Origin of the sequence: Micromonospora sp. NPDC001898 (genome assembly GCF_042891255.1) — a bacterium.
In the GTDB taxonomy this organism is placed as follows: domain Bacteria; phylum Actinomycetota; class Actinomycetes; order Mycobacteriales; family Micromonosporaceae; genus Micromonospora.
In genome coordinates this window covers 557509-582947 of sequence record NZ_JBIATC010000003.1, presented here as the reverse complement: position 1 = coordinate 582947, position 25439 = coordinate 557509, and the positions used below count along the sequence as shown (strand labels likewise).

General features: G+C 74.1%; 22 protein-coding genes and 1 riboswitch. Of the genes, 15 read left to right on the top strand and 7 right to left on the bottom strand.

Going from position 1 to position 25439, the window contains the following annotated elements:
- The first annotated feature begins 88 nt into the window (after positions 1 to 88).
- From ACFYZF_RS10475 to ACFYZF_RS10430, 10 genes are all read left to right on the top strand, one after another.
- Positions 89 to 1297, top strand: a complete 1209-nt coding sequence (locus ACFYZF_RS10475) for a sensor histidine kinase (protein ID WP_387018013.1) — start codon at positions 89 to 91, stop codon at positions 1295 to 1297.
- Positions 1290 to 1925 carry a response regulator gene (locus ACFYZF_RS10470; protein ID WP_387018010.1) on the top strand — a complete coding sequence of 212 codons (636 nt, stop codon included), beginning with the start codon at positions 1290 to 1292 and terminating at the stop codon, positions 1923 to 1925. The genes ACFYZF_RS10475 and ACFYZF_RS10470 overlap by 8 nt, the downstream gene beginning before the upstream one ends.
- Before the next feature lie 252 nt (positions 1926 to 2177).
- Entirely contained in the window at positions 2178 to 2888 is a 711-nt protein-coding gene (locus ACFYZF_RS10465) for a GntR family transcriptional regulator (protein ID WP_387018008.1), read from the top strand.
- A gap of 148 nt (positions 2889 to 3036) precedes the next feature.
- Entirely contained in the window at positions 3037 to 3930 is an 894-nt protein-coding gene (locus ACFYZF_RS10460) for a dihydrodipicolinate synthase family protein (protein WP_387018005.1), read from the top strand.
- Positions 3930 to 4931: a proline racemase family protein gene (locus ACFYZF_RS10455; RefSeq protein WP_387018002.1), complete on the top strand. Its 1002-nt coding sequence runs from the start codon at positions 3930 to 3932 to the stop codon at positions 4929 to 4931. The genes ACFYZF_RS10460 and ACFYZF_RS10455 overlap by 1 nt, the downstream gene beginning before the upstream one ends.
- Complete coding sequence (locus tag ACFYZF_RS10450) at positions 4928 to 6322, top strand: aldehyde dehydrogenase family protein (RefSeq protein WP_387018001.1); 1395 nt, start codon at positions 4928 to 4930, stop codon at positions 6320 to 6322. The genes ACFYZF_RS10455 and ACFYZF_RS10450 overlap by 4 nt, the downstream gene beginning before the upstream one ends.
- Before the next feature lie 118 nt (positions 6323 to 6440).
- On the top strand, positions 6441 to 7787 hold the full coding sequence (locus tag ACFYZF_RS10445; protein WP_387018418.1) for an aminopeptidase P family protein: 1347 nt from the start codon (positions 6441 to 6443) through the stop codon (positions 7785 to 7787).
- The gene (locus tag ACFYZF_RS10440) at positions 7784 to 8932 is read left to right on the top strand and encodes an NAD(P)/FAD-dependent oxidoreductase (protein WP_387017999.1); all 1149 of its coding nucleotides are present in this window, start codon (positions 7784 to 7786) and stop codon (positions 8930 to 8932) included. The genes ACFYZF_RS10445 and ACFYZF_RS10440 overlap by 4 nt, the downstream gene beginning before the upstream one ends.
- Positions 8919 to 9173: a (2Fe-2S)-binding protein gene (locus tag ACFYZF_RS10435; protein WP_387017997.1), complete on the top strand. Its 255-nt coding sequence runs from the start codon at positions 8919 to 8921 to the stop codon at positions 9171 to 9173. Before ACFYZF_RS10440 ends, ACFYZF_RS10435 begins: the two co-directional genes overlap by 14 nt.
- Entirely contained in the window at positions 9170 to 10555 is a 1386-nt protein-coding gene (locus tag ACFYZF_RS10430) for an FAD-dependent oxidoreductase (protein WP_387017995.1), read from the top strand. The genes ACFYZF_RS10435 and ACFYZF_RS10430 overlap by 4 nt, the downstream gene beginning before the upstream one ends.
- Positions 10556 to 10673: 118 nt before the next feature.
- Here the strand turns inward: ACFYZF_RS10430 and ACFYZF_RS10425 are convergent, their stop codons facing one another.
- The gene (locus ACFYZF_RS10425) at positions 10674 to 13220 is read right to left on the bottom strand and encodes a collagenase (RefSeq protein ID WP_387017992.1); all 2547 of its coding nucleotides are present in this window, start codon (positions 13218 to 13220) and stop codon (positions 10674 to 10676) included.
- A gap of 437 nt (positions 13221 to 13657) precedes the next feature.
- Positions 13658 to 13749: riboswitch (glycine riboswitch) on the top strand.
- A gap of 139 nt (positions 13750 to 13888) precedes the next feature.
- Between ACFYZF_RS10425 and ACFYZF_RS10420 the strand changes: the two genes are divergently transcribed.
- Both ACFYZF_RS10420 and gcvH read left to right on the top strand, forming a co-directional pair.
- Positions 13889 to 14317, top strand: a complete 429-nt coding sequence (locus tag ACFYZF_RS10420; RefSeq protein ID WP_387017989.1) for a hypothetical protein — start codon at positions 13889 to 13891, stop codon at positions 14315 to 14317.
- Between the two features lie 35 nt (positions 14318 to 14352).
- The gene (gene gcvH / locus ACFYZF_RS10415) at positions 14353 to 14730 is read left to right on the top strand and encodes a glycine cleavage system protein GcvH (protein ID WP_387017986.1); all 378 of its coding nucleotides are present in this window, start codon (positions 14353 to 14355) and stop codon (positions 14728 to 14730) included.
- Between the two features lie 24 nt (positions 14731 to 14754).
- Here the strand turns inward: gcvH and ACFYZF_RS10410 are convergent, their stop codons facing one another.
- Genes ACFYZF_RS10410 through ACFYZF_RS10400 form a run of 3 tightly spaced genes read right to left on the bottom strand, consistent with a single transcriptional unit; the run spans position 14755 to position 18213 of the window.
- Positions 14755 to 15507: an aminotransferase class IV gene (locus ACFYZF_RS10410; protein WP_387017983.1), complete on the bottom strand. Its 753-nt coding sequence runs from the start codon at positions 15505 to 15507 to the stop codon at positions 14755 to 14757.
- Positions 15508 to 15536: 29 nt separating this feature from the next.
- Positions 15537 to 17606 carry an ATP-binding protein gene (locus tag ACFYZF_RS10405; protein ID WP_387017981.1) on the bottom strand — a complete coding sequence of 690 codons (2070 nt, stop codon included), beginning with the start codon at positions 17604 to 17606 and terminating at the stop codon, positions 15537 to 15539.
- Positions 17607 to 17646: 40 nt separating this feature from the next.
- A complete protein-coding gene (locus tag ACFYZF_RS10400; RefSeq protein ID WP_387017978.1) occupies positions 17647 to 18213 on the bottom strand; it encodes a hypothetical protein in 567 nt (188 codons plus the stop codon).
- Positions 18214 to 18297: 84 nt separating this feature from the next.
- Between ACFYZF_RS10400 and ACFYZF_RS10395 the strand changes: the two genes are divergently transcribed.
- Positions 18298 to 18900 carry a CGNR zinc finger domain-containing protein gene (locus ACFYZF_RS10395; RefSeq protein ID WP_387017976.1) on the top strand — a complete coding sequence of 201 codons (603 nt, stop codon included), beginning with the start codon at positions 18298 to 18300 and terminating at the stop codon, positions 18898 to 18900.
- Positions 18901 to 19026: 126 nt separating this feature from the next.
- Here ACFYZF_RS10395 and ACFYZF_RS10390 read toward each other — a convergent pair whose 3' ends face one another.
- On the bottom strand, positions 19027 to 20196 hold the full coding sequence (locus ACFYZF_RS10390) for a M20 family metallopeptidase (RefSeq protein ID WP_387017974.1): 1170 nt from the start codon (positions 20194 to 20196) through the stop codon (positions 19027 to 19029).
- Between the two features lie 142 nt (positions 20197 to 20338).
- A complete protein-coding gene (locus ACFYZF_RS10385) occupies positions 20339 to 21634 on the bottom strand; it encodes a PHB depolymerase family esterase (RefSeq protein ID WP_387017971.1) in 1296 nt (431 codons plus the stop codon).
- 280 nt (positions 21635 to 21914) lie between these two features.
- Between ACFYZF_RS10385 and nhaA the strand changes: the two genes are divergently transcribed.
- A complete protein-coding gene (nhaA, locus tag ACFYZF_RS10380; RefSeq protein ID WP_387017968.1) occupies positions 21915 to 23264 on the top strand; it encodes a Na+/H+ antiporter NhaA in 1350 nt (449 codons plus the stop codon).
- 57 nt (positions 23265 to 23321) lie between these two features.
- Here nhaA and ACFYZF_RS10375 read toward each other — a convergent pair whose 3' ends face one another.
- Positions 23322 to 23873: an STAS domain-containing protein gene (locus ACFYZF_RS10375; RefSeq protein ID WP_387017966.1), complete on the bottom strand. Its 552-nt coding sequence runs from the start codon at positions 23871 to 23873 to the stop codon at positions 23322 to 23324.
- 411 nt (positions 23874 to 24284) lie between these two features.
- Between ACFYZF_RS10375 and ACFYZF_RS10370 the strand changes: the two genes are divergently transcribed.
- Complete coding sequence (locus ACFYZF_RS10370) at positions 24285 to 25424, top strand: DUF3103 family protein (protein ID WP_387017963.1); 1140 nt, start codon at positions 24285 to 24287, stop codon at positions 25422 to 25424.
- Positions 25425 to 25439: the final 15 nt, after the last annotated feature.

Here is a 25439-nt window from a genome sequence, read left to right as displayed (position 1 = left end):
GGCCAGTTTCCGGATCGGAGGGTGGCAGCCGGTCTCTAACTTTCGATCGACGCGCCGGCGGGTCGCCGTCTCCTAGGCTGGAAGGACCGTGAACACGACCGCTTCCGCGCCGACCCCCACCACCCGCACGCTCGCGTGGTGTCTGCACCTGCTGATCGTCGGCCTGCTCGCCCTGGCCGCGGCCCGGTCCGTGGCCGACGGGGCGCCGCGGTCCACGGCCGTCGTCGTGACGGCCGCCGCGACGGCGGTGGTGTACGCGGCCGGCCAACTGCTGCCGCGCGTGCGCGCCGACCGGCGCGCCGCAGCGGTGTGGCTGGCCGCCGTCGGCGCGTTGTGGCTGGTGCTGTTGGCCCTGTCACCCGACGGGATCTGGGTCGCCTTTCCGCTGTACTTCCTCCAGCTCCACCTGCTGCCGCGCCGCGTCGGCCTGGTCGCGGTCGTCGCCACCGCCGCCGCGGCCGTCGTGGCCTTCGCCGCCCACACCGGCGCCTTCACCCTGGCCATCGCGGTCGGCCCGACCCTCGGGGCGGCCGTGGCGGTGGCGGTGGTGTGGGGGTACCAGGCGCTGTACCGGGAGAGCGAGCAGCGCCGGAAGCTGATCGAGGAACTCACCACCACCCGCGCCGACCTGGCCGAGGCCCAGCACGCCGCCGGTGTGCTGGCCGAACGCGAACGCCTGGCCCGCGAGATCCACGACACCCTCGCCCAGGGCCTGTCCAGCATCCAACTGCTGCTGCGCGCCGCCGAACGCGCCCTGCCCGGCAGGCCCGACGCCGCCGCCCGCCATGTGGACCAGGCCCGTCAGGCAGCCGTGGACAACCTCGCCGAGGCCCGCCGTTTCGTCGTCGCGCTCACCCCGCCCACCCTGGAGAACACCACCCTGGCCGGAGCACTGGAGCGCCTGTGCGCCACCACCTCCACCCGCCACCAGGTCACCGCCCGCTTCCACCTCACCGGCGATCCCGTGCCCCTGCCCACCGCGCACGAGGTCGCCCTGCTGCGCATCGCCCAGTCCGCCCTGTCCAACACCGTCCGGCATGCTCACGCCGCCCATGCCGAGGTCACCCTCAGCTATCTCGGCGACCGCGTCGCCGTCGACGTCGTCGATGACGGGGCCGGTTTCGCCCAGGACCGGCCGCCCGCCGCCGGCCCGCCCCACGGCGGGTTCGGGCTGGCCGCCATGCGCGCCCGCGTGGATGCCCTGGGCGGCTCCCTCACCATCGAGTCCACGGCCGGCCGAGGCACGGCCCTGGCCGCCCAGCTCCCGCTCACCGCCGTGGGGATTCGCCGTGACTGAGGCCCTCATCCGGCTGCTCCTGGCCGACGACCACCCGGTGGTGCGCGCCGGGCTGCGTGCCGTGCTGGAGACCGAGCCCGGCTTCACCATCGTGGCCGAGGCGGCCACCGCCGAGGGCGCCGTCACCCGCGCCGCCGAGGGCGACATCGACGTCGTCCTGATGGACCTGCAGTTCGGCAAGGGGATGAACGGGGCCGAGGCCACCGCCGTGATCACCGCCCGGCCCGGAGCCCCCCGGGTCCTGATCGTCACCACCTACGGCACGGACGCCGACGTCGTGCCCGCCATCGAGGCCGGCGCCACCGGCTACCTCCTCAAGGACGCCCCGCCCGAGGACCTGGCCGCCGCCGTACGCACCGCCGCCGCCGGACGCAGCACCCTGGCGCCCACCGTCGCCGACCGGCTGATGAATCGGCTGCGCACCCCCAGGGCCGCCCTGACCAGGCGCGAGACCGAGGTTCTCGCCCTGGTCGCCGAGGGGCTGTCCAACCAGGCCGTCGGCCAGCGGCTGTATCTCACCGAGGGCACCGTCAAGTCCCACCTGGCCCATGTCTACGCCAAGCTCGGCGTCGACTCCCGTACCGCCGCCGTCGCCGCGGCGACGGATCTCGGCCTCATCCGCCGCTGAGCCGGTGGGGCCCGAGCCTCGGCCGTGCTCCCTGCCGGTCTCGGGCCGGTGGCCGCCGCCGGTCACCTGGCCCGGTGCGGGCCGGTCGGTAAGCTGCATCCTCCAGCGCGCGTACTGTCGGCGGGTGAGCACGCGCCGGTGGACCGGTCGCCGATCGTCGTCCGGCCGGCCCGGTCGACCCCGGGAGACCCGGCGGTGACGCCGGGCGTGGTGGGTCGTGACGCGGGCGGACGAGCCGGGGTGGGAGTGGTCGTGACAGTGGACTGGCAGGCAGGAGGGGGCGTCGGCGCCGCCGGGTCGGGACTGGCGCTGGTGGCCCTGCAGGGCCGGCTGAGCCTGCGCGAGGAGGTGGCCCAGGCGCTGCGCGCCGCGATCGTGGCCGGCCAGATCCGGCCCGGCATCATCTACTCGGCGCCGACCCTGGCGGTCCAGTTCGGCGTCTCCCCGACGCCGGTGCGGGAGGCGATTCTCGATCTGGCCAAGGAGGGCCTGATCACGATCGTCAAGAACAAGGGCTTCCGGATCAAGTCCCTCTCCGATCGGGAGCTCGACGAGATCACCGAGATCCGCGAGCTGCTGGAGATCCCGGTGGTGGCCGACCAGGTGGGCCGGCTCGGCGAGGAGCAACTCCGGGAGCTGCGGACCCTGGCGGAGGCCGTGGTGACCGCCGCGAGCCGGAGCGACATCGTCGCGTACATCGAGGCGGACAGCGCGTTCCACCTGACTCTGCTGGGCGCCGGTGGCAACCTGCGGCTGGTGAGCACCGTGGCCGACCTGCGTAACCGCACCCGGCTGTACGGGCTGGACGGGCTGGTCAAGAGCGGCCAGCTGGTCAGCTCGGCGGACGAGCACGTCCAGCTCGTGGACCTGCTGGAGGCGAAGGACCGGCCGGCGGTCGTCGCGTTGATGCGCCGGCACCTGCAGCACGTACGGGGAATCTGGGCCGCCCGGCCCGAGCAGTAGCGGCGCGGCGGCGTTGCGCGCCGCCCTCGTCCCCGGCCGCCATTCACGAATCGGGGGCGGCGGCGCCTGTCGGGAGACATTCATGGCTATTGGTCGGCCTCGTCGACCATGCTACGGTGCCATGTAACATACTACTGGTGGAGGTTCGGTGGAACAGATTCCGTGGCGGGGCGTCCTGGTGGCCACCGCACTGCCGTTCCGGCTGCCCGACCTGGGCGTCGACCACGAGGCCTACGCAACCCACGTGAGGTGGCTCGCCGAGAACGGCTGCCAGGGCGTCGTGCCGAACGGCTCGCTCGGCGAGTACCAGGCGCTCACCGCAGCCGAACGCACGGAGGTCGTGCGCACCGCGGTCGCGGCGGCCCCGCCCGGCTTCTCGGTGGTTCCCGGCGTGTCGGCGTACGGCGCGGACGAGGCGCGGCGCTGGGCCGACCAGGCCGCCGAGGCGGGCTGCCCGGCCGTCATGCTGCTGCCGCCCACCGCCTACCGGGCGGACGACGCCGTCGTGGTGGCGCACTACCGCGAGGTAGCCAAGGCGGGCCTGCCGGTGGTGGCCTACAACAACCCGCTGGACACCCGGGTCGACCTCACCCCGGCCCTGCTGCGCCGGCTGTACGACGAGGGCCTGATCGTCGCGGTCAAGGAGTTCAGCGGCGACGTGCGCCGGGCGTACGAGCTGGCCGAGCTCGCCCCCGGCCTCGACCTGCTGGCCGGCGCCGACGACGTGTCCCTCGAACTCCTGCTCGGCGGGGCGGTCGGCTGGATCGGCGGCTACCAGAACGCGGTCCCGGCCAGCTGTGTCCGCCTCTACCAGGCCGCTGTCGCCGGGGACCTGGCGACCGCACTGCCGCTCTACCGCACGCTGCACCCGCTGCTGCGCTGGGACTCCCGGCCCGACTTCGTCCAGGCGATCAAGCTCTCCATGGACGTCGCCGGCCGTCCGGGCGGGCCCACCCGCCAGCCGCGCCAGCCGCTGCCTCCGGCGGTCGCGACGGTCATCCGGGAGACCACCGAACGGCTGCTCGCGGCGGGTCACCGCTGATGCGCAGCAGCCGGGTGATCCACGTGGTCGACTCGCACACCGAGGGGATGCCCACCCGGGTGGTGACCGGCGGCGTCCCGGTGATCCCGGGCGCCACCATGGCCCAGCGCCGGGAACACCTGATCGCGCACCTCGACCACCTGCGGACCTTCCTGATGTATGAACCCCGGGGCCACTCGGCGATGTCGGGGGCGATCCTGCAACCCCCGACCCGGCCGGACGCCGACGTCGTCGTGGTCTACATCGAGGTGTCCGGCTGCCTGCCGATGTGCGGCCACGGCACGATCGGGGTGGCGACCGTGCTGGTCGAGACCGGAATGGTCGAGGTCACCGAGCCGGTCACCACCGTACGGCTGGACACCCCGTCCGGGCTGGTGGTGGCGTCGGTGGCCGTGACCGGCGGTCGCGCCACCGCGGTGACCATCCGGAACGTGCCCTCCTTCGTGGTGGCGCTGGACGCCTCGGTGCAGGTGCCCGGCCTGGGGCGGGTCCGCTACGACCTGGCCTACGGTGGCAACTTCTACGCCATCGTGGACCTCGCCGAGCTGGGACTGCGGCTGGACCGGGGTGACCGGCAGCGGCTACTCGACGCGGGCCTGGCCATCATGGCGGCGATCAACGCCGCCGACCGGCCGGTGCACCCCGAGCAGCCGGAGATCTCCGGCTGCCGCCACGTGTACCTGGCCGGGGAGGGCTCGGACGCGCAGCACTCCCGGCACGCCATGGTGATCCATCCGGGCTGGTTCGACCGGTCGCCCTGCGGCACCGGCACCTCGGCCCGGATGGCGCAGTTGCACGCCAGGGGGCTGCTTCCGCTGGAGCGGGACTTCACCAACGAGTCGCTGCTCGGCACCCGGTTCGTCGGCCGGCTGGTCGGCACCGCCACGGTCGCGGGCGCTGCGGCGGTGGTGCCGACGGTGACCGGGCGGGCCTGGCTGACCGGCACGGCACAGTTCTTCCTCGACCCCGATGACCCCTTCCCGGCAGGATTCCAGCTGTGAGCGAACTGATCCGTAGCTGCTCCCCGCAGCGCCCCACCGAGCTGGTCGCCGAGCGGGCGGCGGTCGCCCCGGACCAGGTCCGCGCGCTGGCCGCGCGGGCTCGTACCGCGCAGGCCGGCTGGTGCCGGGAGCCGGCGGCCGGCCGCGCCGCCGCCCTGCGGGCCGCCGCCGACCGGCTGCGGGAGCGGGCCGACGTGCTCGCCGACCTGATCGTCCGCGAGGTGGGCAAGCCGGTCGGCGAGGCCCGCGCCGAGGTGGCCCGGGGCGCGGCGATCCTGGACTACTACGCGCAGGCATGCCTCGCCGCCACCGGCGAGCTGCTGCCACCGTCCCTGCCGGCGGACCAGCCCGGCCTGCTCTACACCGAACGCCGGCCGCGTGGCGTCGCCGGGCTGCTCACCCCGTGGAACTTCCCCCTGGCCATCCCGCTGTGGAAGGCCGCCCCGGCCCTCGCCACCGGCAACGCGGTGCTGCTCAAGCCCTCCCCGGACGCGATGGCCTGCGGCGAGGCCGTGCAACGGCTGTTCGACGGGCTGCTGCCGGACGGGCTGCTGCAGGTCGTACAGGGTGGGCCGGAGACTGGGCGTGCGGTCGTCGCGGCGAGCGACGTCGTGTCGTTCACCGGCTCCGCCTCGGTCGGCGCGGAGGTCGCGGTCGCCGCCGCCCGCGCCGGCCTGCCAGTGCAGGCGGAGATGGGCGGCCAGAACGCCGCTGTGGTGCTGCCCGACGCCGACCCCGGCCCGACCGCCGCGCTGCTGGCCGGCGCCGCCATGGGGTACGCCGGGCAGAAGTGCACCGCGACCCGGCGGATCGTGGTCGTGGGTGACCCCGCGGAGTTCACCGAGGCGCTGGTGGCGGCGGTCGAGGCGGTCCGGGTCGGTGATCCCGCCGACCCGGCGGTCGCCGCCGGTCCGGTGATCAGCGCCGCCGCCCGGACCCGGATGCGCGACGCCGTCACGGCGGCGCGGGAGGCCGGGGCGCGGGTGCTCACCGGGGGCGGGCCCGGGACCGGGGACGGATTCTTCGTCGCACCGGTGCTGCTGGACCGCGTCGACCCGACCCACCCGGTGGCCCAGGAGGAGACCTTCGGCCCGCTGGCGACCGTGCTGTCCGCGCCGGACCTGGCCCGCGCCGTCGAGCTGGCCAACGGCGTGCGCTACGGCCTGGTCACCTCGGTGCACGGCCGGGACGTCGGGGCGCTGCTGCACGCCGTACGTGGCCTCGACACCGGCCTGGTCCGGGTCAACGCGCCGACCACCGGGGTGGACTTCCACGCGCCCTTCGGCGGCGAGAAGGCGTCCAGCTACGGCCCGCGCGAGCAGGGCACCGCGGCCCTGGACTTCTACACCGCCACCCGGACCGTCACCTTCGCGGCCCCGCCGCAGCCCTGACCGGGCCATTGCCCCGTCCGACAGCCCCACCCCGTCCCGTGAAGGAGCCGCTGTGACCCGCGCCGACCTGCGTACCGGTAGCCACGACCTGCCGGTCAGCTCCGCGCTCGAGGAGTTCATGCTGACCGGCTGGGCGGACACCGAGCAGCCTGACCTGCCGGTCGACGAGGTGGCCGACTGGGCTGCGGCGCGCCGCGCCCGGCTGCACCGGATGTTCCCCGGCGAGCGGCTCGTGGTGCCGGCCGGCGGCTACCAGCGGCGCGCCAACGACCAGAACCACCGGTTCCGGCCGCACTCGGCCTACGCCTGGCTGACCGGTGACCAGTCCTCCGACGGGGTGCTGGTGGTCGCGCCGGACGGGGAGGCGACGCTCTTCCTGCGTCCCCGCTCCGGCCGCGCCGACGGCGAGTTCTTCCGGGACCGGGTCTACGGCGAGCTGTGGGCCGGCCGGCGTCCGACGCTGGGGGAGAGCAGCCGGCGGCTGGGGCTGCCGACCCGGCACGTCGCCGAGTTGGCCGAGGCGGTGGCCGTGGCCGCGCCCACCCGGGTGCTGCGCGGCGTCGACGGGCACGTCGACACCCTGGTGCCCGGCCGAGCCGGGGGCGCCGACGCGGAGTTCGCCTCCGTGCTGGCCGAACTCCGCCTGGTCAAGGACGAGTGGGAGATCGCCCAGTTGGAGGAGGCGGTGGCGATCACGACCCGGGGCTTCGAGGACGTGGTCCGGGCGCTGCCGACGGCGATGCGCACCTCCGAGCGTCACCTGGAGGGGGTGTTCTGGCAGCGGGCCCGGCTGGAGGGCAACGACGTCGGCTACCACTCGATCGTGGCGGCGGGCGCGCACGCGGCCACCCTGCACTGGACCGACAACGACGGGCCGGTCCGCGACGGGGACCTGCTGCTGCTCGACGCCGGGGTGGAGACGCGGTCGCTCTACACCGCCGACATCACCCGGGTGCTGCCGGTCTCCGGCCGGTTCAGCCCCCTGCAACGGGACCTGTACGAGCTGTGCCGGCGGGCGAACGACGCCGCGCTGGACTGCCTGCGGCCGGGCGTGGAGTTCCGGGCGTTCCACCGGGCGGCGATGACGGTGCTGGCGCACGGGCTGGCGGACCTCGGGGTGCTGCCCTGCCCGCCGGAGCAGGCGCTGGCGGAGGAGTCCGGCCTGTACCGGCGGTGGACCCTGTGCGGGTCGGGCCACATGCTCGGTCTGGACGTGCACGACTGTGCCGCCGCCCGGGCCGACGCCTACCTGGACGGTCGGCTCGCGGCCGGGCAGGTGCTCACCGTGGAACCGGGGCTGTACTTCCAGCCGGACGACGAGCTGATCCCGGTCGAACTGCGCGGGCTGGGCTTCCGCATCGAGGAGGACATCCTGATCACCGACGACGGCTACCGGGTGCTCTCCGACGGCCTGCCCCGTCGGGCCGACGACGTCGAGGCGTGGATGCACCGGATCGGGTCATGAGCGTCACCGGCGCGGATGTCGTCGTCATCGGGGCGGGAATGGTCGGCGCGGCCTGCGCCTACTACGCGGCCCGGGCCGGGCTGGCGGTGGCGGTGGTCGACCGGGCCGGGGTGGCCGGCGGCACCACCGGCGCCGGTGAGGGCAACATCCTGCTCTCGGACAAGCCGCCCGGTCCGGAGCTGGCGCTGGCCCGGCACTCCGTGCGGCTCTGGCACGGGTTGGGCGACGACCTGGGCGGCGAGCGGATCGAGCTGGAGCGCAAGGGCGGGCTGGTGGTGGCCGCCTCGGCGGCGGAGCACGCCGCGCTGCGGGCGTTCGCCGCCGGCCAGCGCGCCGCCGGGGTGGAGGTGGCGGAGGTGCCCGCCGAGGCGCTGCCCGAGCACGAGCCGCACCTGGCCCGGGACCTCGCCGGCGGGATGTACTACCCGCAGGACATGCAGGTCCAGCCGATGCTGGCCGCCGCGCACCTGCTGCGCGCGGCCGGGGTGCCGGTGCTGACCGGGACCACCGTGACCGGCCTGCGACGCGACGCGGCCGGCGCGATCCGGGGCGTGGTCACCGACCGGGGACCGCTGCCCACCACGGCGGTGGTCAACGCCGCCGGGGTGTGGGCCGCCGAGATCGCCGGCCTGGCCGGGGTGGGGCTGCCGGTCCTGCCCCGGCGCGGGTTCGTCCTGGTCACCGAGGCGCTGCCGCCGCTGATCCGGCACAAGGTGTACGCGGCCGGCTACGTCGCCAACGTCGGGCGCGGCTCCGAAGGGCTGGAGGTCTCCCCGGTGGTCGAGGGAACCCGGGCGGGCACCGTCCTGATCGGCTCCACCCGGGAGCGGGTGGGCTTCGACCGGACCGTCCCGCTGTCGGCCCTGCGCCAGCTCGCGGCCGGGGCGGTGCGTCTCTTCCCGGTCCTCGCCTCGGTGTCGGTGATCCGCGCGTACCGGGGGTTCCGGCCATACAGCCCCGACCACCTGCCGATGATCGGGGCCGACCCCCGGGTGCCGGGCCTGTTCCACGCCTGCGGCCACGAGGGCGCCGGGATCGGGCTCGCCCCGGCTACGGGGCACGCCGTCGCGGCCCTGCTGACCGGGCGTGCCCCGCAGGTGGACCTCCGACCGTTCGCCCCGGAGCGCCACGATGTTCACGTTTGACGGCCGGCCGGTGCCCAGCGACGGGGAGCGGAGCATCGCCGCCGCGCTGCTCGCCGCCGGGATCAACTCCTGGCGGCGCAGCCGGGTCGAGGGCCGCCCCCGGGGCGCCTTCTGCGGCATCGGGGTCTGCTTCGACTGCCTGGTGCGGGTCAACGGGGTGTCTGGGCAGCGGGCCTGCCTGGTGGTGGCCCGCCCGGGCGACGTGGTCGACAGCCAGGACGACGGCGAGGAGCGGGAATGACCGAGTACGACGTGGTGGTGGTCGGCGCCGGCCCGGCCGGGCTGGCCGCGGCGGCCGCCGCGGCGCGGGCCGGCTGCCTGGTGGTGGTGCTGGACGCCGCGGCGCGGCCCGGCGGGCAGTTCTGGCGGCACCGCCCCGGGGCCGACGGGGCCGGCCACCACGACTGGCAGACGTTCACCCGACTGCGCGAACAGCTCGGCCGGGTCGCGTACCGGGCCGACGCCGCCGTCTGGTTCGTCGAGGCCGACACCACCGCCGGTGAGCCGGGTTTCGCGGTGCACACCCGGGCCGGGACGGTGTACGGGCGGCGGCTGGTCGTGGCCACCGGCGCCCACGACCGGGTGGTGCCCTTCCCGGGCTGGGACCTGCCCGGGGTGGTCACGGCCGGCGGCGCCCAGGCCCTGCTCAAGGGGCAGGGGGTGAGCTTCGCAAGCCGGGTCGTGGTGGCCGGCACCGGCCCGTTCCTGCTGCCCGTCGCGACCGGCCTGGCCGCCGCCGGCAGCGTCGTCGTCGGCGTCTGCGAGGCGAACGACCCGCTCGGGTACGCCCACCAGCTCCGCCTGGTCGCCGGCGCTGCGGGCAAGCTCGCCGAGGCGGGGCGGTACGGCTGGCGGATGCTGCGGCACCGGGTGCCGTACCGGCGTCGGACCGTGGTGGTCGCCGCGCACGGCACCGACCGGCTGACCGGGGTCACCCTCGCCTCCGTCGACGCCGGCGGCGCGGTGCTGGCCGGCACCGAGTCCGAGGTGGAGTGCGACGGGCTCGCGGTGGGCTTCGGCTTCACCCCGCAGGTGGAGCTGGGCCTCGCCCTGGAATGCGCGACCCGGCTCGACGCCGACGGGAGCCTGGTGCTCACCGTCGACGCGGCGCAGGCGACCTCGGTGCCCGGCGTGTACGCCGCCGGTGAGGTGACCGGGGTGGGCGGGGCCGGGCTCGCGCTGGTGGAGGGGGAGCTGGCCGGTGCCGGCGCGGCGCTGTCCCTGGGCCGCCCGCTGCCCTGGTCGGGCCGCCGGCACGGCCGGCTGCTGCGGACCCGGCGCCGGCTGCGCCGGTTCGCCTCGGCGCTGCACGCGGTGCACCCGGTGCCGGCCGGCTGGCCGGACTGGTGCGGCGACGACACGCTGGTCTGCCGCTGCGAGGACGTGCCGGTCGGGGCGGTACGGCGGGCGGTGCGGGAGTTGTCCGTCGCCGACGCGCGGGGCGCGAAGCTGATGACCCGGGCCGGCATGGGCTGGTGCCAGGGGCGGACGTGCGGTTACGCCACCGCCTGCCTGACCGCGCGGGCGGGCGGCCGGGCCCTCACCGGGGCGGACCTGGCCGGGTTCGCCACCCGCCCGGTCGCGCAGCCGGTCACGCTCGGCCACCTCGCCGCCGGGGGCTGACCGCTCCTGCCCGGCGGCTACGTCGCGCGGACCGCGCCGCCCTCGCGGAGGCGGTGGTCCCGCCAGGGCGGGAGTCCTCCGGCTCCGAAGAGGACGGCGCGGCGGCGCTGCGGCGTGCTCAGTACTCCGAGGTCACCGTGACCCCGGTGAACGCCTGCCGGGCGTGCAGGCTCACGTAGTGGTAGCCGGCCGCCGGGTTGCTGACCGTGATCGTCTCGCCGTTGCCGGTGTTGACCGACCGACGGGTGTAGCTGGTCGTGGTGGCCCAGCCGGTGGAGCTGTAGTACAGGTCCGCGTCGCCGGTGCCCCCGGACGACGTGAGCTTCAGGCTGGTGGTGCCGGCCGGGACGTAGAGGTACAGGTGGTAGAGGTTCCCGACGGTGGCCTGGAGGCCGGCGCGCCGGCAGTTCTTGCCCAGCGTCCGGACGTCACTCCCGGTGCACTCCGGCAACGGCGTGGTGCCACCGGTGACGGTGACGGTGCGTGAGGTGGTGCCGGTCGCGCCCTTGTTGTCGGTGACCGTCAGCGTGACCGGGTAGGTGCCGGCGGCGCCGTACGTCTTGGTGGGGTTGGCCGCCGTGGACGTGGTGCCGTCGCCGAAGGTCCAGGCCCGGGAGGCGATGCTGCCGTCGCCGTCCGTCGACTGGTCGGTGAAGGTGGCGGTCAGGCCGCTGGTTACCGCCGTGAACGCGGCGACCGGGGCCTGGTTGGCGGGCGGGTTGGTGCCGCCGCCGCAGTCGCCGGCCGCGCAGGTGTCCAGCCACGCGTACCAGTCGGTGTCGTAGCGGCTGCCGATGGTGCTGGTCAGCAGCGTCCGGGCGGCGGCCCAGTTGCCGGCGCGGTAGTGGCCGAGCAGCGTGGTCAGGTCGGCGCGGTGCGACTGGAGCATGTACCGCACGGCCAGGTAGCCCCAGCGGTAGACCCGGGTGGTGTCGTGGTCGTAGGTGGTGTCGAAGAGGGTGCGCAGGGCGTACGTCTTCTTCCCTGCCTCGGTGATCGCGGCCTGGTAGGTCTGCTTGCGGTACGAGTACGACACGTACTCGGCGAAGCCCTCGATCCACCAGATCGTCGGGGTGGAGATGTTCGCGGTGAAGTCGCCGTACATGTCGAACCGGCCGTCGAGGTAGTGGGTGTACTCGTGGTTGAGGTTCCAGATCTCGAAGGTGGGGCGCAGCCACTCCGCCTCGTAGGCGATGAAGCGCGGCTGGTTGCCGGTGGCGGCCGGGTTGCCCTCGAGGTACATGCCGCCGTTGTTGGTGTCGATGCCGAACATCGGCCCGCCGTACGTCTGGTAGTCGGTGCTGGAGTCGAAGACCACCACCTCCAGGGTGGTGTTGCGGTCGTCGGCCACCGGTCCGGGGTCCGCCACCACCGAGTGGAAGTACGCGTCCTGGTCGCGCATGCTGGCGCAGGCCCGGTCCAGCTCGGCGGAGGTCATCTGCTGGGCGCGCAGCCGGATGCTGGTGCCGCAGGTGTAGGTGATCGGCAGGACGGCGGCGGCCAGCCGCGCCTGGAGGTCGCAGGTGGCGTAGTAGGCGCAGTTGGCCCGGTCGTAGTAGTCGGTCATCTCGGCGACGCCGACCCAGAGGGCGGCGGTGGGGCCGGTGATCGCGCTCAGGTTGAGCAGCCCCCGGGCCAGCGGCCGGGCCTTGGCCTGCAACGCGGTGTGCTGGAGGAAACGGCCCAGCTCCCGCCCGGCGTTGGAGACCAGGTAGCCCTGGTCGGTGCCGAGCAGGGCGCGGTGGCCGGAGGCGAAGGCGTACAGCGTGTCCAGCACGCTCGGGTCCGCGGTGACGGCGGTGACGAACTCGGGCACCTGGTGGCCCCGGAACAGCACGACGTACACGTTGTTGACCGCGTTCAGCATCCACCAGGACGTGTTGTACGAGCTGTTGTAGCCGGTGAGCAGGCGCTTCACCACGTACAGGTAGCGGGCGTTCTCCTCGGCGCTGTCGATGAGGGTGACCGCCTCGGCCAGCACCTCGCCGTTGGCGTCGCTGACGTCGCCGGAGTGGCTGTTGGCGAAGAAGGCGTCCAGGCCGGCGCGGATCGCGGTGCGCAGGCCGCTGCCGTACGTGCCGACCGTGGCCGGGTAGTACCAGTGCACGTAGTAGCCGGCCCGTAGGTACAGCACGAGGGAGGCGGTGCCGGTGCGGTTGGTGCCGTCGTAGGAGGCGGCGTCGTCGCGCAGCGCGTACGCGACGCTGGTCATCTGCGCCTCGCGGAACGCCAGGTAGGCGTCGTTGCCGGTCAGGCTGAACAGGGTGTTGACGCAGTCGGTGGTGGACGCCTTGATCTGCTGCACCAGGGCGCTGCCGGTGCGGCTGGTGAAGTCGCTGGTCGCGCAGGGGGCGGCGGCCAGGGCGGCTCGGCCGCGCATGGACGGGGCGGTGCGCCGTTGCCCGCCGTCGGGCTCGTCGTAGTCGCGGCGCAGCTCGTCGAGGTTGGCGGGCAGCGGGGCGCGTTCGTCGAGCGGCAGCGGGTTCCGCTGGACGTGCCGGTCGCCGGTGCCGGTGTCGGCCGGGGCGGCGCCGTGGGCCGGTGTGGCAGCCGGTGCCGCGCTCGCTGTGGCGGGGGCGGTCAGCGGGCTCAGCCCCAGCACCAAGGCCAGGGTCAGGGGCGCGGCGGCCAGCCGGGCGCGTCGCTTTCGTAACAGTCGGATCATCGGGGTCGCCTCCTGGGCGGGGTGTCGACGGGGCTTCAGGGCCGGGTCGATGGGGGATGTAGGTCGGGTCCGGTGTGGACCGGGCTCGGCCGGGTGCGGGGATCCCTGCGTGTCTCCACGCACGTCAGGTCGGTTGTGGTGGTCGGTTCCGCCGCTTCTGCGGGCGGAGCCCGCGTCGACACTTGTCGATCTGGGTCGATGTCGTGCCGGACGTGGCCAGTACAATGGCACACATCACACATCGGTGTAAAGAATTGTTGATGATCGATCATGGGGCCGGGATGTCCGGCCGCAGCGGCCCACTTCCGGCGACCCCTGGGGCCGGCGGGGAGCCCGACACGGGACCGGTCCGGTGACCCGCGCCGCACCGTTGACACGTGTTCGGCCGGTCGCCTAGGGTCGCGGGCAGCATCGCCCACAACTGCACAGACACCGTTCGAACCCGCGCGGGAGAGACCCCGGCCATCGTCGGGGCGCCGAAGGAGCAAACTCCCAAGAAACTCTCAGGCCCCGTTACCGCGCAGGCGAGGTGAACTCTGGAAAGCAGACGATTCGTCGTCTCACCCACGGTGCAAACCGCCGACCGGCGGTGAAGCTCTCAGGTCCATGACAGAGCGGGAGGCAACCGACCGTACGACGCGACCGCGTCGGGACGAAGGAGCGCCTCCATGCATCAGAGTCCGACGACCCTGACTCGCCCACCCCTGCGCGCCCGGTTCGCCGGTTGGTCGATGCCGCTGCGCGACGGCAGCGAGACGTCCGTACGAGAACGGGCCGGCCTGTTCGACCTCAGCCACATGGGACAGATCGGGGTCCGTGGACCGATGGCCCCGGCCGTGCCGGACCACACGCTGGTCGGGCACCTCTCGGCGGTGCCGGTCGGCCGCGCCCGTAACACCATGCCCTGCGCTGACAGCGGCGGTGCGTTGGACGACCTGGTCGCCTACCGCCTCGCCGCCGACACCGCACCGGCCGACCGCGATGGCCCGGCTCCGCGCCGACGTCGCACAGGCGCCCGCCCGGCTGGGCGTCCAGGTCCGGGGGCACACCGAACCGGTGGAGATCGCCCCCTGCCCTCCTACCGCCGCCTGCGCTGACGCGCATCCCTGCCGAAAAGGAAGTAGCAGTGGACATGGAAGTTCCCGCGCGCCTGCGCTACAGCGCCAACCACGAGTGGGTCGACGACAGCGTCGAGCCGGCGTCGGTCGGCATCACCGCCTTCGCCGCCTCGGCGCTCGGCGACGTGGTCTACGTCGAACTGCCCGACCCGGGTACTGATTTGGTGGCCGGCGAGGTCTGCGGCGAGGTCGAGTCCACCAAGTCGGTCGCCGAGCTGTACATGCCGGTGACCGGCCGGATCTTCGAAATCAACGAGGCGGTCGTCGCCGACCCGAGCCTGATCGGCAGCGACCCCTACGGGGAGGGCTGGCTGTTCCGGCTTCGAATGACCGACCCGCCGGTGCTGATGACGGCCGACGAGTACCGCACCTACCTCACCGAATCCCACTGACGGAGGCCAGCCCGCCCGTGGCGGTCAGACGGCTTCCGGCACGACCTCGGCGTACCGCCGGCGCAGCAGGCCGACGAGCGGGTGACCGGTCGCGAACGTGACCCCGTCGACGGCGGCGATCGGCCGGATCGCGCCGGCCGCGTTGGTGGCGAAGGCGGTCGCCATGCCGGCCAGCCGGGACAGCTCGACCGGCTCGGTGCGCTGCGGGCCGTCGTGAGCCGTGGCAAGCAGCCGCATGGTCACGCCGGGCAGCACGTCGGCCAGCGGCCAGACCACGGTGTCGCCGTCGACGAAGCCGACGTTCCAGGTCGGGCCCTCGGAGACCCGCCCACCGCCGTCGGTGAACAGCGCGTCGTCGTAGCCGTCGAGTTGGGCGCGGCGGCGTTCGAACAGCGGGCCGAACAGCCCGGTGTGCTTGACCGAGGGCACGTCGCGCGCGTAGGTGGTGGAGCGCACCCGCATCGGCGGCTGCGCCTGCGGGGTGGCGGCGCGCGTGGTGACCAGCACGTGCGGATCGGTCGGGGCGGCGGGGTGGGTGAGCCGCAGGCCGGGGTCGGCCACGGTGACCCGGACCGTCAGCGGGCCGTCGGCTTCGGCGATCGCCGCGCGGATCCGCTCCCGGACGTACCGGCCGGACAGCTCGGCACCGAACACCGTGGCGCAGTCGGTGACCAGCCGGTCGAGGTGCAGGCCGAGGCCGCGGACCGCACCGTCCTGCACCCGCATCGTGGTGAAGTGCCCGTAGTTGGTCAGCGCCAGGTTGTCGATCGCCGTCATGGCGGCCAGTCTGGCACCGCCGGGATGGATCAGCGGGCCACGAGCGCCGGGACGGGCAGCACGAGTTCGACGGTGGTGCCGGGGCGGGCGTGGGCGGGATCCGCCCGCGCGATGGTGAGCGCGGCCCCGATGCCCTCCGCGCGTTCCCGCATCGACGCCGTGCCGACGCCGGCGACCAGCGGGGCGGGGATGCCCACCCCCTCGTCCGTGACGCACACGACCAGGCTGTCCGGTCCCATGGAGACGTCGATGGCGCACCGGTCCACACCGGCGTGCCGGCGCACGTTGCGCACCGCCTCGCCCACGATGCCGTACACCGCGGTCGCCACGGTGTCGGGAAGCTCCACGTCGGGCGCCCGCACCAGCACCGTCAACCCGGCATCGGCGTAGCGTTCCCGCAGCCGGTACAGCGCCGGCCGCAGCCCGCCGCCCTCCAGCGGTGGCGGCACGAGGTCCCGGGCGATCTCCCGGACTCCCGCCGCCTGACGGTCCATCTCGGCGACGAGCCGTCCGAGGAGGTCGTCGGCCGCCGCGATCTCGGACAGGTGGCGGTGCGGGCGCAGCATGTTCCGGCCCGCGGTGAGTGCGAGCCCGACTCCGCTGATCGCCGGCCCCAGGTCGTCGTGCAGGTCACGGCGCAGCTTGCGGCGCTCCTCGTCCCTGCTCTGCGCCAGCCGTACCCGGGAGCGGTCCAGGTCGCGTTGGGCGAGGGTGAGCAGGGCGAGCGCGGTGACGACCGGTGCCAGGTCGTGCAGCAGCGCGACGGTCCGCCCGTCGAGCCGCTCACCGGGGCGCGGCCAGGCCCACAGCTCTCCCACCGACCCGTTCCCGCCGTCCAGACACACCACGAGAGCCGGCCCGCGCGCCGACGGCCCGTCCCCGGCCGAGGCGCGGCTCGGCGGTACGGGCGGGACTCCCGTCAGGGTTATCGTGGCCGAGGCCAGCCGCAACGAGTCGGCGATGCCGTCCGCCACCGCGTCGAGCATCCGGGTGTTGTGCTCCGCCGCGCGCAGCCGGCCGGCGACCCGCCGGATCAGGCGTGGCCCGTCGTCGCCGTGCACCAGCCGGTCGACCCTGCGTTGCACCCACGCGCGCGCGGGTTGGAACCCGGCGGCGAGCAGCGCGGTCACCACGGCCTCGGGCACCGCCGAGGTCGCCGGCATGACCGTACCGAGCAGCAGCACACCCACGACGTACGCGCCGATCACCAGCGCGGTCATCAACGCCCACACCAGCGTCCGGCGGATGGTCAACTCCAGGCCCCACAGCCGCTGACGCAGCACCACGACCAGCACGGAGGCGGGGAAGAAGGCGTGGGCGCCGAGCATGAGCAGCGGGGCGAACGGCACCGGGACGGTGACGTGGAAGGCCGGGTTCAGCGCGAGCGGCAGGAAGGCCGCCGTCAGCAGCAGGGTGCCGATGGCGAGCCAGCCGAGGCCGTGCCGCTGCTGCCACGGCAGGGTACGGCGACGGGCCAGCACGCCGACGGCGGCGGCGACGCCGAGCACGACGAGCGCGGGCTCCAGCCAGGGATCGACCGCCGCGCGGGCCGCGAGGAGAGTGTCGTCGGTGAGCGGGATCGCGTGCAGGCCACCGGGCAGGGTGAGGGCGCAGGCCTGCGCGACCACGATGAGGACGGCGCCGGCGCCGACGGCGACCCGGGTGCTCCGGTCGAGCGGCCGTACCGGCAGGAGCCAGGGCAGCAACACGACGAGGGCGTAGAAGCCGGGCACCCAGGCCCAGTACGCGACGCCGGCGAGCTGCCCGGTCGTCCACAGGTCGGGCCAGCGGTACACCACCATGCTCCAGCAGGCCGCCGCCGCCGACAGCGATCCGCCGACGCCCGCCGCGGCCATGATCCAGGCGGCCAGGTGGGTACGGCGCAGCAGGGTCAGCCAGGCGACCACCCCGTAGACCGCGCCGACCACGAGGTCCACCAGCGTGTAGAGCATCCACGGGTGCCAGGGTGGCGCCGCCACGCACCAGGCCACCACGGAAGCGGCGGTCAACCCGCTGGTACCGGTCAGCACCGCCCACGCCACGATCCGCCACCGGGGCCCGGTCCCGGCGGCCGGACCAGCCACTGCCGGGCCCGACACGATCGCCGGGACCACCTTGCCGTCCACCTGACCGGGCCGGTCAGGCCGGGCCGGCGAGCGTCTGGCAGACGTTGTCCTGCTTGCCGACGGCGACCGCCATCCGGCGGGTTCCGGCGGCGTCGAACGTGATGACGTGCAGCCCGTCGAGCAGGTAGTAACCCTGCGGATAGCGGTCCCCGTCCCGGAACCCGAAGCCCGCGGGGCCGACGATGGTGTACCGCAGCCACCCGCCATCCGGGCGGTAGTCGGCCGCGCCGGACCCGCCCGCGTCCCGGCGCGTCATCCGTCCCGTGCTGACGTCGACGAAGTCGACCACGAGCGGACCGGCGAACTCCTCGCGCCTGACGGCCCCGTCGGGATACCGGTCGACCACCCGGACCCGGACGTCCTGTGAGACCACCTGGACCCGTAGCGGAAACGCGCAGTACCGGCCGGCCGGAGCGGTCCACTCCTCCTGCGTCCAGGGCCGCCAGGGCTCGGGCTGGCGTGGCCGTTGGGCGGAATGTTCCGTGCCGGCTGCCACGGCGGGCGCGGGGACGGCCGCCGCCGCCGCGGCTAGCACCAGCGCGACCCGTAGGACCGGGGATGCGACCTTGGACAGCAACATGCCTCACCTAACCGTTCTCATTGGGTTAACCGGTGTGTTGACAATGTCTGGTTAGTGGAGGGCCGGTCAAGGCATACTGGTGTCGTGCATTGGACCGATGTCGACGGCCTCCGGATGCCAGTGCTGCTCGCCGGTCACCCCGGGCTGGAACTCTGCAACACCTGGGCGGGCTGGGGCCATCCCCCCGACCCGCACCGGGAATGGCTGCGCGGCTACGACCACCTCGCCACCTGGGCCGGGCACGCCTCGCTGCTCGACCTGCCCACCGTACGGCGGCTGCGCGCCGCCGCGCGTCGGGAGCCCACCACGGCCGAGCGGGCCCTGGCCGAGGCGCGGTCCTTCCGCACCTCGCTGCGTACCCTCCTTCTCGACCCGGGCGCCGCCGGGGCGTTCCGCGCCGTCGCGGCCCAGGCCCGGCGCGCCGCCGCCGCCGCACGCCTGACGGCGGGCGCCGACGGCGTCGCGTCCTGGACCCTCTCACCGGACAACACCCTCGACCTGCCGCTGCTCGCGTGCGCGCGGTCCGCCGCGGACCTGCTCTGCACGCCGGCACGGGCTCACGTCCGCGCCTGCCCGGGGGCCGACTGCGGGTGGCTGTTCCTCGACCCCCGGGGCCGGCGGCGCTGGTGCAGCATGGCGGTCTGCGGCAACCGGGCCAAGGTCCGGGCGTACGCCGACCGCCACTGACGAGCAGGCACCCCTGATCGGCGCGCCCCTGCTCTTCAACCCACCGGCGCAGGCCGCCACGGCGACGGCCACCGGCAGGAGGACACCGGCGGCGGCAACCGGCCCGCCGCCGCGTCCAGAGACCCTTCAGCGATCCCGTGGACCCTCGTCCTGGTTCCGGCGGATGTCCTCGATCAGTTCCGCCACCAGCGCCGCCCGATCCGGCATGGCCGCGACGACGACGTGCTCGCCCTCGGAGTGCGCGCCGTCCCCCACGGCGCCGAGACCGTCGAGCGTGGGACAGCCGGCGGCCGCGGTGAAGTTGCCGTCGGACCCGCCGCCCACGTCGGCGCCTCGCAGCGGACCGAGGCCCAGCGCCGGCGCGAGGGCCACAGCCCGCGCGAACAGGGCCGCGGTGGAGGACGCCGGCAGCGGTGGCCGGCTCGCCCCACCGGCGAGGACGACGAACACGTCGGGCAGGATGGGCTTGAGGGAGCGCAGCTCCCCGTCCACGCGCTCCGCCTCGCTCTCCACGGCGACCCGGACGTCGACCCCCAGCCAGGCGTGCGCGGGCACCACGTTGCCGGCGGTGCCGCCACCGGCCATGGTCGGCGTGACGATCGTGCCGAGGTCGGGCCGGGAGAGCTCCCCGACGTCGAGCAGCAGGCGACCCAGCACGGTCAGCGCGTTGCGGCCGAGCTCCGGGTCCAGCCCGGCGTGGGCCGCGCGTCCGTGTACGTCGAAGCGGTACCGGCCGATCCCCTTGCGACTCGTCTTCACCGCTCCGTCGACGGACGGTTCGAAGACGAGCGCGGCGTCGCAGCGGTGGGCCGTCTCCTGCACGAGCTTCCGGCTGGTGGGAGAGCCGATCTCCTCGTCGCAGGTCAGCAGGATCTCCAGCCCGGAGCGATCCGGCAGTGCAGCCACGGCGTGGAAGAGCTGCACGATCCCGGCCTTCATGTCGAAGCAGCCGGGGCCGGTGGCGGTCCCGGCCGCGTCGTCGACGGTGAACGGCCAGCGTTCCAGTGTGCCCAACGGCCAGACGGTGTCGTAGTGGCCGATCAGGGCGACGGTCGGCTGGCCCGACGCGGCGGGCCAGCGCCACCGCAGGTGGGTCCGTCCGTCGACCTCGACGGAATCCGCGGGCACGCCGATGATCTCCTCGGCGATACCGGACACCGTCTCCGCCCCGGCCTGGCAGGCCGACCGGTCGTTGGACGGCGTCTCGACCGAGACCAGACGGCCGAGTTGCCCCACCATCTCGGCCGTGCGGGTCCGTAGGTCGTGGAGCCGGTCAGTGGATACGCTCGTAGGCATCCATGGATCTTTGCCTGGATGAAGCGCGACGGCAATCATGTCCCGGCGCTGAACCGGTCGCGCGACCCGACCTCACCGACGCGCGGGCGGGGTGGCGGTGGACGTCGGCGTCCTCGACGCCCACCGCTTCCCGCGCGGACGGTCAGGCGACGGCGCAGGCCGCCCCGTTGAGGGTGAACGAGGTCGGCTTTGCGGTGTTGCCGGTGTGGGTCGCCTGGAAGCCGATGTCGACCGAGGCGTTCGGCGCGATGGCGCCGTTGTAGGAGACGTTACGGGCGGTCACCGCCCCGCTGCTGGGGGAGTAGGACGCGTTCCAGCCGTTGGTGATGGTCTGTCCGCTGGGCAGGGTGAACGCCAGGGTCCAGCCGTTGACCGCGGCGCTGCCGGTGTTGGTGATGGTGACGGAGGCGGTCAGGCCGCTGTTCCAGGCGTTGACCGCGTACCCGATCCGGCAGGCCCCGCCGGGCGGCGGTGTGGTCGGCGGCGGGGTGGTGGGCGGCGGTGTGGTCGGTGGGGTGGTGCCGTCGAGGCCGAAGAAGCGGATGGCCTGGGCGGCGTCCACGGGCAGGTTGTGCGACACGCCGCTCATGCTGATGGCCTCGACCGGCGCGGTGGGGCCGCTGCCGCCGTACCGGGTGCGGGTCTGGCCGGACTGCGGGGTGTCGGTGTACGTCGGGACCTGGCTCAGCCCGTGCACGTTGGTCCACTGTTTGACCTCCTCCCCGAAGTTGGGGTAGCGCAGGACCTCGTCGTTCGTGCCGTGCCAGAGCTGCATCCGGGGCCGCTTGCCGGTGTACCCGGGGTAGGCGTTGCGGACCAGGTCGCCCCACGCCTGCGGGGTCCTGGTGATCTGCCCGTTGGCGCACTCGCTGTTCCATTCCGAGCCGTTCGTGGTGGCGAAGCAGGCGAACGGAACACCGGCGAACGCCGCGCCGGCGGCGAACACGTCGGGGTAGAGGCCGAGCAGGACGTTGGTCATCATCGCCCCGGAGGAGATGCCGGTGGCGAAGATCCGGTTCGGGTCGACGGGGTAGCGCTGCCGGACGTAGTCGATCATCGACTTGATGCCCACCGGGTCGCTGCCACCGTCGCGGCGCAGGGCCTGGGGCGAGGCGACGTCGAAGCACTGGCTGCTCCGGGTCACCGACGGGTAGACCACGATGTAGCCGTACCGGTCGGCCAGGGCGGCGAACTGGGTGCCGGAGTACATGGCCGGGCCGGTGCCGGTGCAGTAGTGCACCGCGACCACCAGCGCCGGCCGGGGCGCGACGTTGTCCGGAACGTACAGGTACATGCGCAGGTTGCTCGGGTTGGCGCCGAAGCCGGTGACCTCGGTCAGTGCCGCGGCCGACGCGGGGGTGGGGACGGCCAGCGCCGTCAGCGCGGTCACCGAGGCGGCCGCCAGGGCGGCGCACAGCAGTCTGATCTTCGCTCTCATGGACGGGTTCCTCCGGAGAATGCGAATGCGACAGGGTTGCCGATCGAGGCTGCCCGGCGCCCGATCATGTCCGGCTCAGGAACATCCATCAGTATGGATAGCCCGTGTCCGTCTGGCAACCCAGCGGGCCGGATGGCGGTGTCATCCGCACCCGTGCCCGGTGTCCGCGCCCCTGCTGCGGCGGGCCGGCCCGGCAGGTGATCCTGCCCCCGCTGCGGTCCGGCCCGGGTGCAGGCTAACGTTGGTGTCCTGGTGTGCCGGGAAGTCTGGTCGGCGATGGATGACGCGACCCTGCCGACGAGGAGACCCCGTGACCGACGCCCCCCGGCGCCGTACCAGCCTGTTCGCCCGACGCTCGTGGGGTGAGACCAGTCGCATCTCGGCCATCCTGCGCAAGGAGACCGTCGGCGGGGCGCTCCTGCTCGCCGGGGCCCTGCTGGCCCTGATCTGGTCGAATTCGCCCTGGTCCGACGGATACCAGGCGCTGCGGGACCTCCGGTTCGGCCCGGCGGCGCTGCACCTGGACCTCAGCCTCGCCACCTGGGCCGCCGACGGCCTGCTGGCGATCTTCTTCTTCGTCGCAGGGCTGGAGCTCAAGCGCGAGTTCGTCGCCGGCGATTTGCGCGACCCGCGCCGGGCCGCGGTGCCGGTGGCCGCCGCCGCAGGCGGGGTGCTCGTGCCGGCAGTCCTCTACTCCCTGATCGCCGACGCCGACGCGGCGAGGGGCTGGGCGATCCCGACCGCGACCGACATCGCCTTCGCGCTGGCCGTGCTCGCCGTGGTCGGGCGGTTCCTGCCCGCGGCGCTGCGCACGTTCCTGCTCACCCTCGCCGTGGTCGACGACCTGCTGGCGATCGTCATCATCGCCGTGTTCTACACCTCCGACCTGGCCGTCGGGCCGCTGCTGGGCGCACTGGTCCCGCTGGCGGTCTTCGCCCTGCTGGTGCGGCGCCGGGTGCGCTCGTGGTGGCTGCTGCTGCCGTTGGCGGCGGCGACCTGGACCCTGGTGCACGCCTCCGGGGTGCACGCCACCGTCGCCGGTGTGCTGCTGGCCTTCACCGTGCCGGTGCTCCGCAGCCGGGCCGCCGGCGGCCCGGACGCCGGTCCGGGCCTGGCCGAGCACTTCGAGCACCGGTTCCGTCCGCTCTCCGCCGGCGTCGCGGTGCCGGTCTTCGCGTTCCTGTCCGCCGGTGTCACCATCGGCGGCCTCGCCGGGCTGGCCACCGCCCTGACCGACCGGGCGGCGGTCGGCGTCGTGGTCGGCCTGGTGCTCGGCAAGCCGATCGGCATCATGCTGGCCACCTGGCTGGTGGCCCGGTTCACCCGGGCCGACCTCGACGAGGGGCTGAACTGGCTCGATGTTCTCGGCCTGGCGCTGCTGGGCGGGATCGGGTTCACCGTTTCGCTGCTGATCGGGGAGTTGGCCTTCGGGCTCGGCAGCGAGCGCGACGGCCACGTCAAGGTGGCGGTGCTCACCGGCTCCCTGGTCTCCGCCGTCCTGGCCACGGTGATCCTGCGCGGGCGCAGCCGGCTGTACCGGCAGGTGCACGAGGCCGAGAACGTCGACCTCGACCGCGACGGGGTGCCCGACGTCTACCAGCCGGAGCCCGGGCGGCCCGACGGCCGCTGAACCGGCGGGTCCACACCCGTCCGGTCCGGTGGTCACCCGGGGCCGGGCGGGCCGGGTTCACCGCCCGGGGGCACGAACGGGCTGGGGGCGGTCCAGCAGGGCCTCGCCCTGGGTGTCGAAGACCGGGAAGACGCCGTCCAGTCGCATCGTGTGCAGCACGGTGCGGACGAACCGGGACGGGGCGGCGAGGCACAGCACGACCCCCCGGTTCCTGGCCTGCTGGTGCGCGCGCACCAGCAGGCTCAACCCGGCCGGGTCGATCTGCTCCACGCTGTGCAGGTCCACGACGGCCCGCCCGTCGAACTCGACCGTGTCGTCGAGCGCGGCGCGCAGGGCACCCTCGTCCCGGCCCGTGACCTCGTCGCAGTCGTCGACGCGGTCCAGACCGAGGGCCGGGCCGGCCCAGCGGGGGCCGCCCTCTGGGCCGGCGATGCTGCACGGCGGGCAGCGGTGGGGGCCGACGGCGAAGGGTGAGCCGCTCCAGCCGTGCTCGGACACCAGCGTCCAGACGACCTCGGCGTCGGGCAGCACGCAGGCGTGACCGGTGGTGGTGTCGCCGCAGTCGTCGCAGATCAGCGTCATCAGACGATCGTCCGGTACGACGGTCATCCCGGATTCCTCTCGTTGTCCGCTGCCCCGGTCGGCCCCGGAGGACGTCGGCCGGGCATCGGGGTGACACCGACCGACCCGGCCCGGACCCGTCGGTCACCGCCTGTCGGCGGCACGGGGGCCGCTGCGGCGGCTGGGCAACCGCAACCCTGCTATGTGGTGTTGGAGGGGATCTCCCAGTCGCATGACAGTTGTGTGACAAAACCGAAAACCGCCGGGATCGGCGTGGGCGCGGCGTGCCGCCGCCGCAGAGGCTCCCGTCGCCCCCCTGGTCTCGTCGCCTCAGGTTCCGCATTCGGGCCGGGGCGCGATGCGGCCGACCCCGACCATTGATAAATGTAACAGTCTGGATGTATATCTTCTCTGCACCGTCGCCACGAGCCGGCGGTCGGACCATGCAGAGGAGCCCGCGTGCACACTCCCACCCTCCGCCGCGCCGCGCTTGCGGCCGGCCTCGCGGCGGCCGTCCTGGCCGCCCCGGTGGCCACCCCCGCGTACGCCTTCCCCGAGCACCCGGGCCCCGCGCCCGCCGCCGCCCCGGCCGGCGCTGTCCTCTCGGTCACCGACGGGCTGGCCCGCCGGCTCGCCGGGGCCCTCGCCGACCCGGCGGCGACCCGGGCGGTCCTCGTGGCCACCGCCGACGGCCCGGCCGACCTGCTCTCCGTCCCGCTCGCGGCAGCGGGCCTGTCCGGCGAGGCGCGGGCCGCGAACCGGCGGGTGCTCGCGGCCAAGGGCCTGCCGGCAACGGCCGGGTCGCTGCTGCGGCTGCGCTGGGCCACCCCGGACATGCGCGCCGCGGCGACCCGGGGCGCGGTTCCGCTGGTGGCGGCGACCCCCACCGACGACGAACTGGCCAGCGTCACCGCCTACGACCGGGGTGCCCGGCCGGTACGGCTGGACGCCGCCCGGGTTCCCGACCGCCCGGTGCTGCTGGTGGAGGTCGACACCAACCGGGCGCTGTCCGCCGGCCTGAAGTTGATGCGGGGGGAACTGGCCCGCCGGGGCGTCACCGACACCGCCGCCGCGCGGGCGGCGACCACCGCGCGGAGCGCGGCGGCGTCCGGCTACTGGGCCACGAAAGTCGACGCGGTACGACTCAACGACGACCACGAGCCCTGGCTCAAGGGCGACGCCGAGATCTACAGCCTCGTGGCCGGGTTCGGGCTCGACGGCAAGCCCACGGTGGACCTGGTCCAGATGCCCTACCTCGACCACGACGGCACGACCTACCGCCCGAACCAGCTCCTGGTGCACTTCTCGGCCTACAAGTACAACCTGGCCGACGTGGTGATGATGGAGGACGACGGCGACACCAACTACAAGGCCCTGGTCCAGGCGATCGTCGGCGCGCTGCTGGTGATCGTGGACGGCGGGGTGTACCAGCCGCTGGTGAGCGCGATCCTCGACGCCATCCCGACCTCCTGGTACACCGACGACCCGGACTACGTGGACTCCTGGTACACCCTGTCCACCGCCAGCAGCGGCCGGCTGGGCGGCGCGGCCGGCAACGGTTGGTTCGAGGTCTCCCCGTACTTCGTGCAGCCGCTCTGACCACGACGTACCCGG

Excerpts from the sequence above, each read along its gene's own strand:
- ACFYZF_RS10420 (WP_387017989.1), top strand. The coding sequence starts at position 13,889 with ATGCATCAGAGTCCGACGACCCTGACTCGCCCACCCCTGCGCGCCCGG.
- ACFYZF_RS10455 (WP_387018002.1), top strand. The coding sequence starts at position 3,930 with ATGCGCAGCAGCCGGGTGATCCACGTGGTCGACTCGCACACCGAGGGG.
- nhaA (WP_387017968.1), top strand. The coding sequence starts at position 21,915 with ATGACGCGACCCTGCCGACGAGGAGACCCCGTGACCGACGCCCCCCGG.
- ACFYZF_RS10390 (WP_387017974.1), bottom strand. The coding sequence starts at position 20,196 with ATGCCTACGAGCGTATCCACTGACCGGCTCCACGACCTACGGACCCGC.
- ACFYZF_RS10440 (WP_387017999.1), top strand. The coding sequence starts at position 7,784 with ATGAGCGTCACCGGCGCGGATGTCGTCGTCATCGGGGCGGGAATGGTC.
- ACFYZF_RS10410 (WP_387017983.1), bottom strand. The coding sequence starts at position 15,507 with ATGACGGCGATCGACAACCTGGCGCTGACCAACTACGGGCACTTCACC.
- gcvH (WP_387017986.1), top strand. The coding sequence starts at position 14,353 with ATGGAAGTTCCCGCGCGCCTGCGCTACAGCGCCAACCACGAGTGGGTC.
- ACFYZF_RS10430 (WP_387017995.1), top strand. The coding sequence starts at position 9,170 with ATGACCGAGTACGACGTGGTGGTGGTCGGCGCCGGCCCGGCCGGGCTG.
- ACFYZF_RS10375 (WP_387017966.1), bottom strand. The coding sequence starts at position 23,873 with ATGACCGTCGTACCGGACGATCGTCTGATGACGCTGATCTGCGACGAC.
- ACFYZF_RS10425 (WP_387017992.1), bottom strand. The coding sequence starts at position 13,220 with ATGATCCGACTGTTACGAAAGCGACGCGCCCGGCTGGCCGCCGCGCCC.
- ACFYZF_RS10385 (WP_387017971.1), bottom strand. The coding sequence starts at position 21,634 with ATGAGAGCGAAGATCAGACTGCTGTGCGCCGCCCTGGCGGCCGCCTCG.
- ACFYZF_RS10445 (WP_387018418.1), top strand. The coding sequence starts at position 6,441 with ATGCTGACCGGCTGGGCGGACACCGAGCAGCCTGACCTGCCGGTCGAC.
- ACFYZF_RS10400 (WP_387017978.1), bottom strand. The coding sequence starts at position 18,213 with ATGTTGCTGTCCAAGGTCGCATCCCCGGTCCTACGGGTCGCGCTGGTG.
- ACFYZF_RS10435 (WP_387017997.1), top strand. The coding sequence starts at position 8,919 with ATGTTCACGTTTGACGGCCGGCCGGTGCCCAGCGACGGGGAGCGGAGC.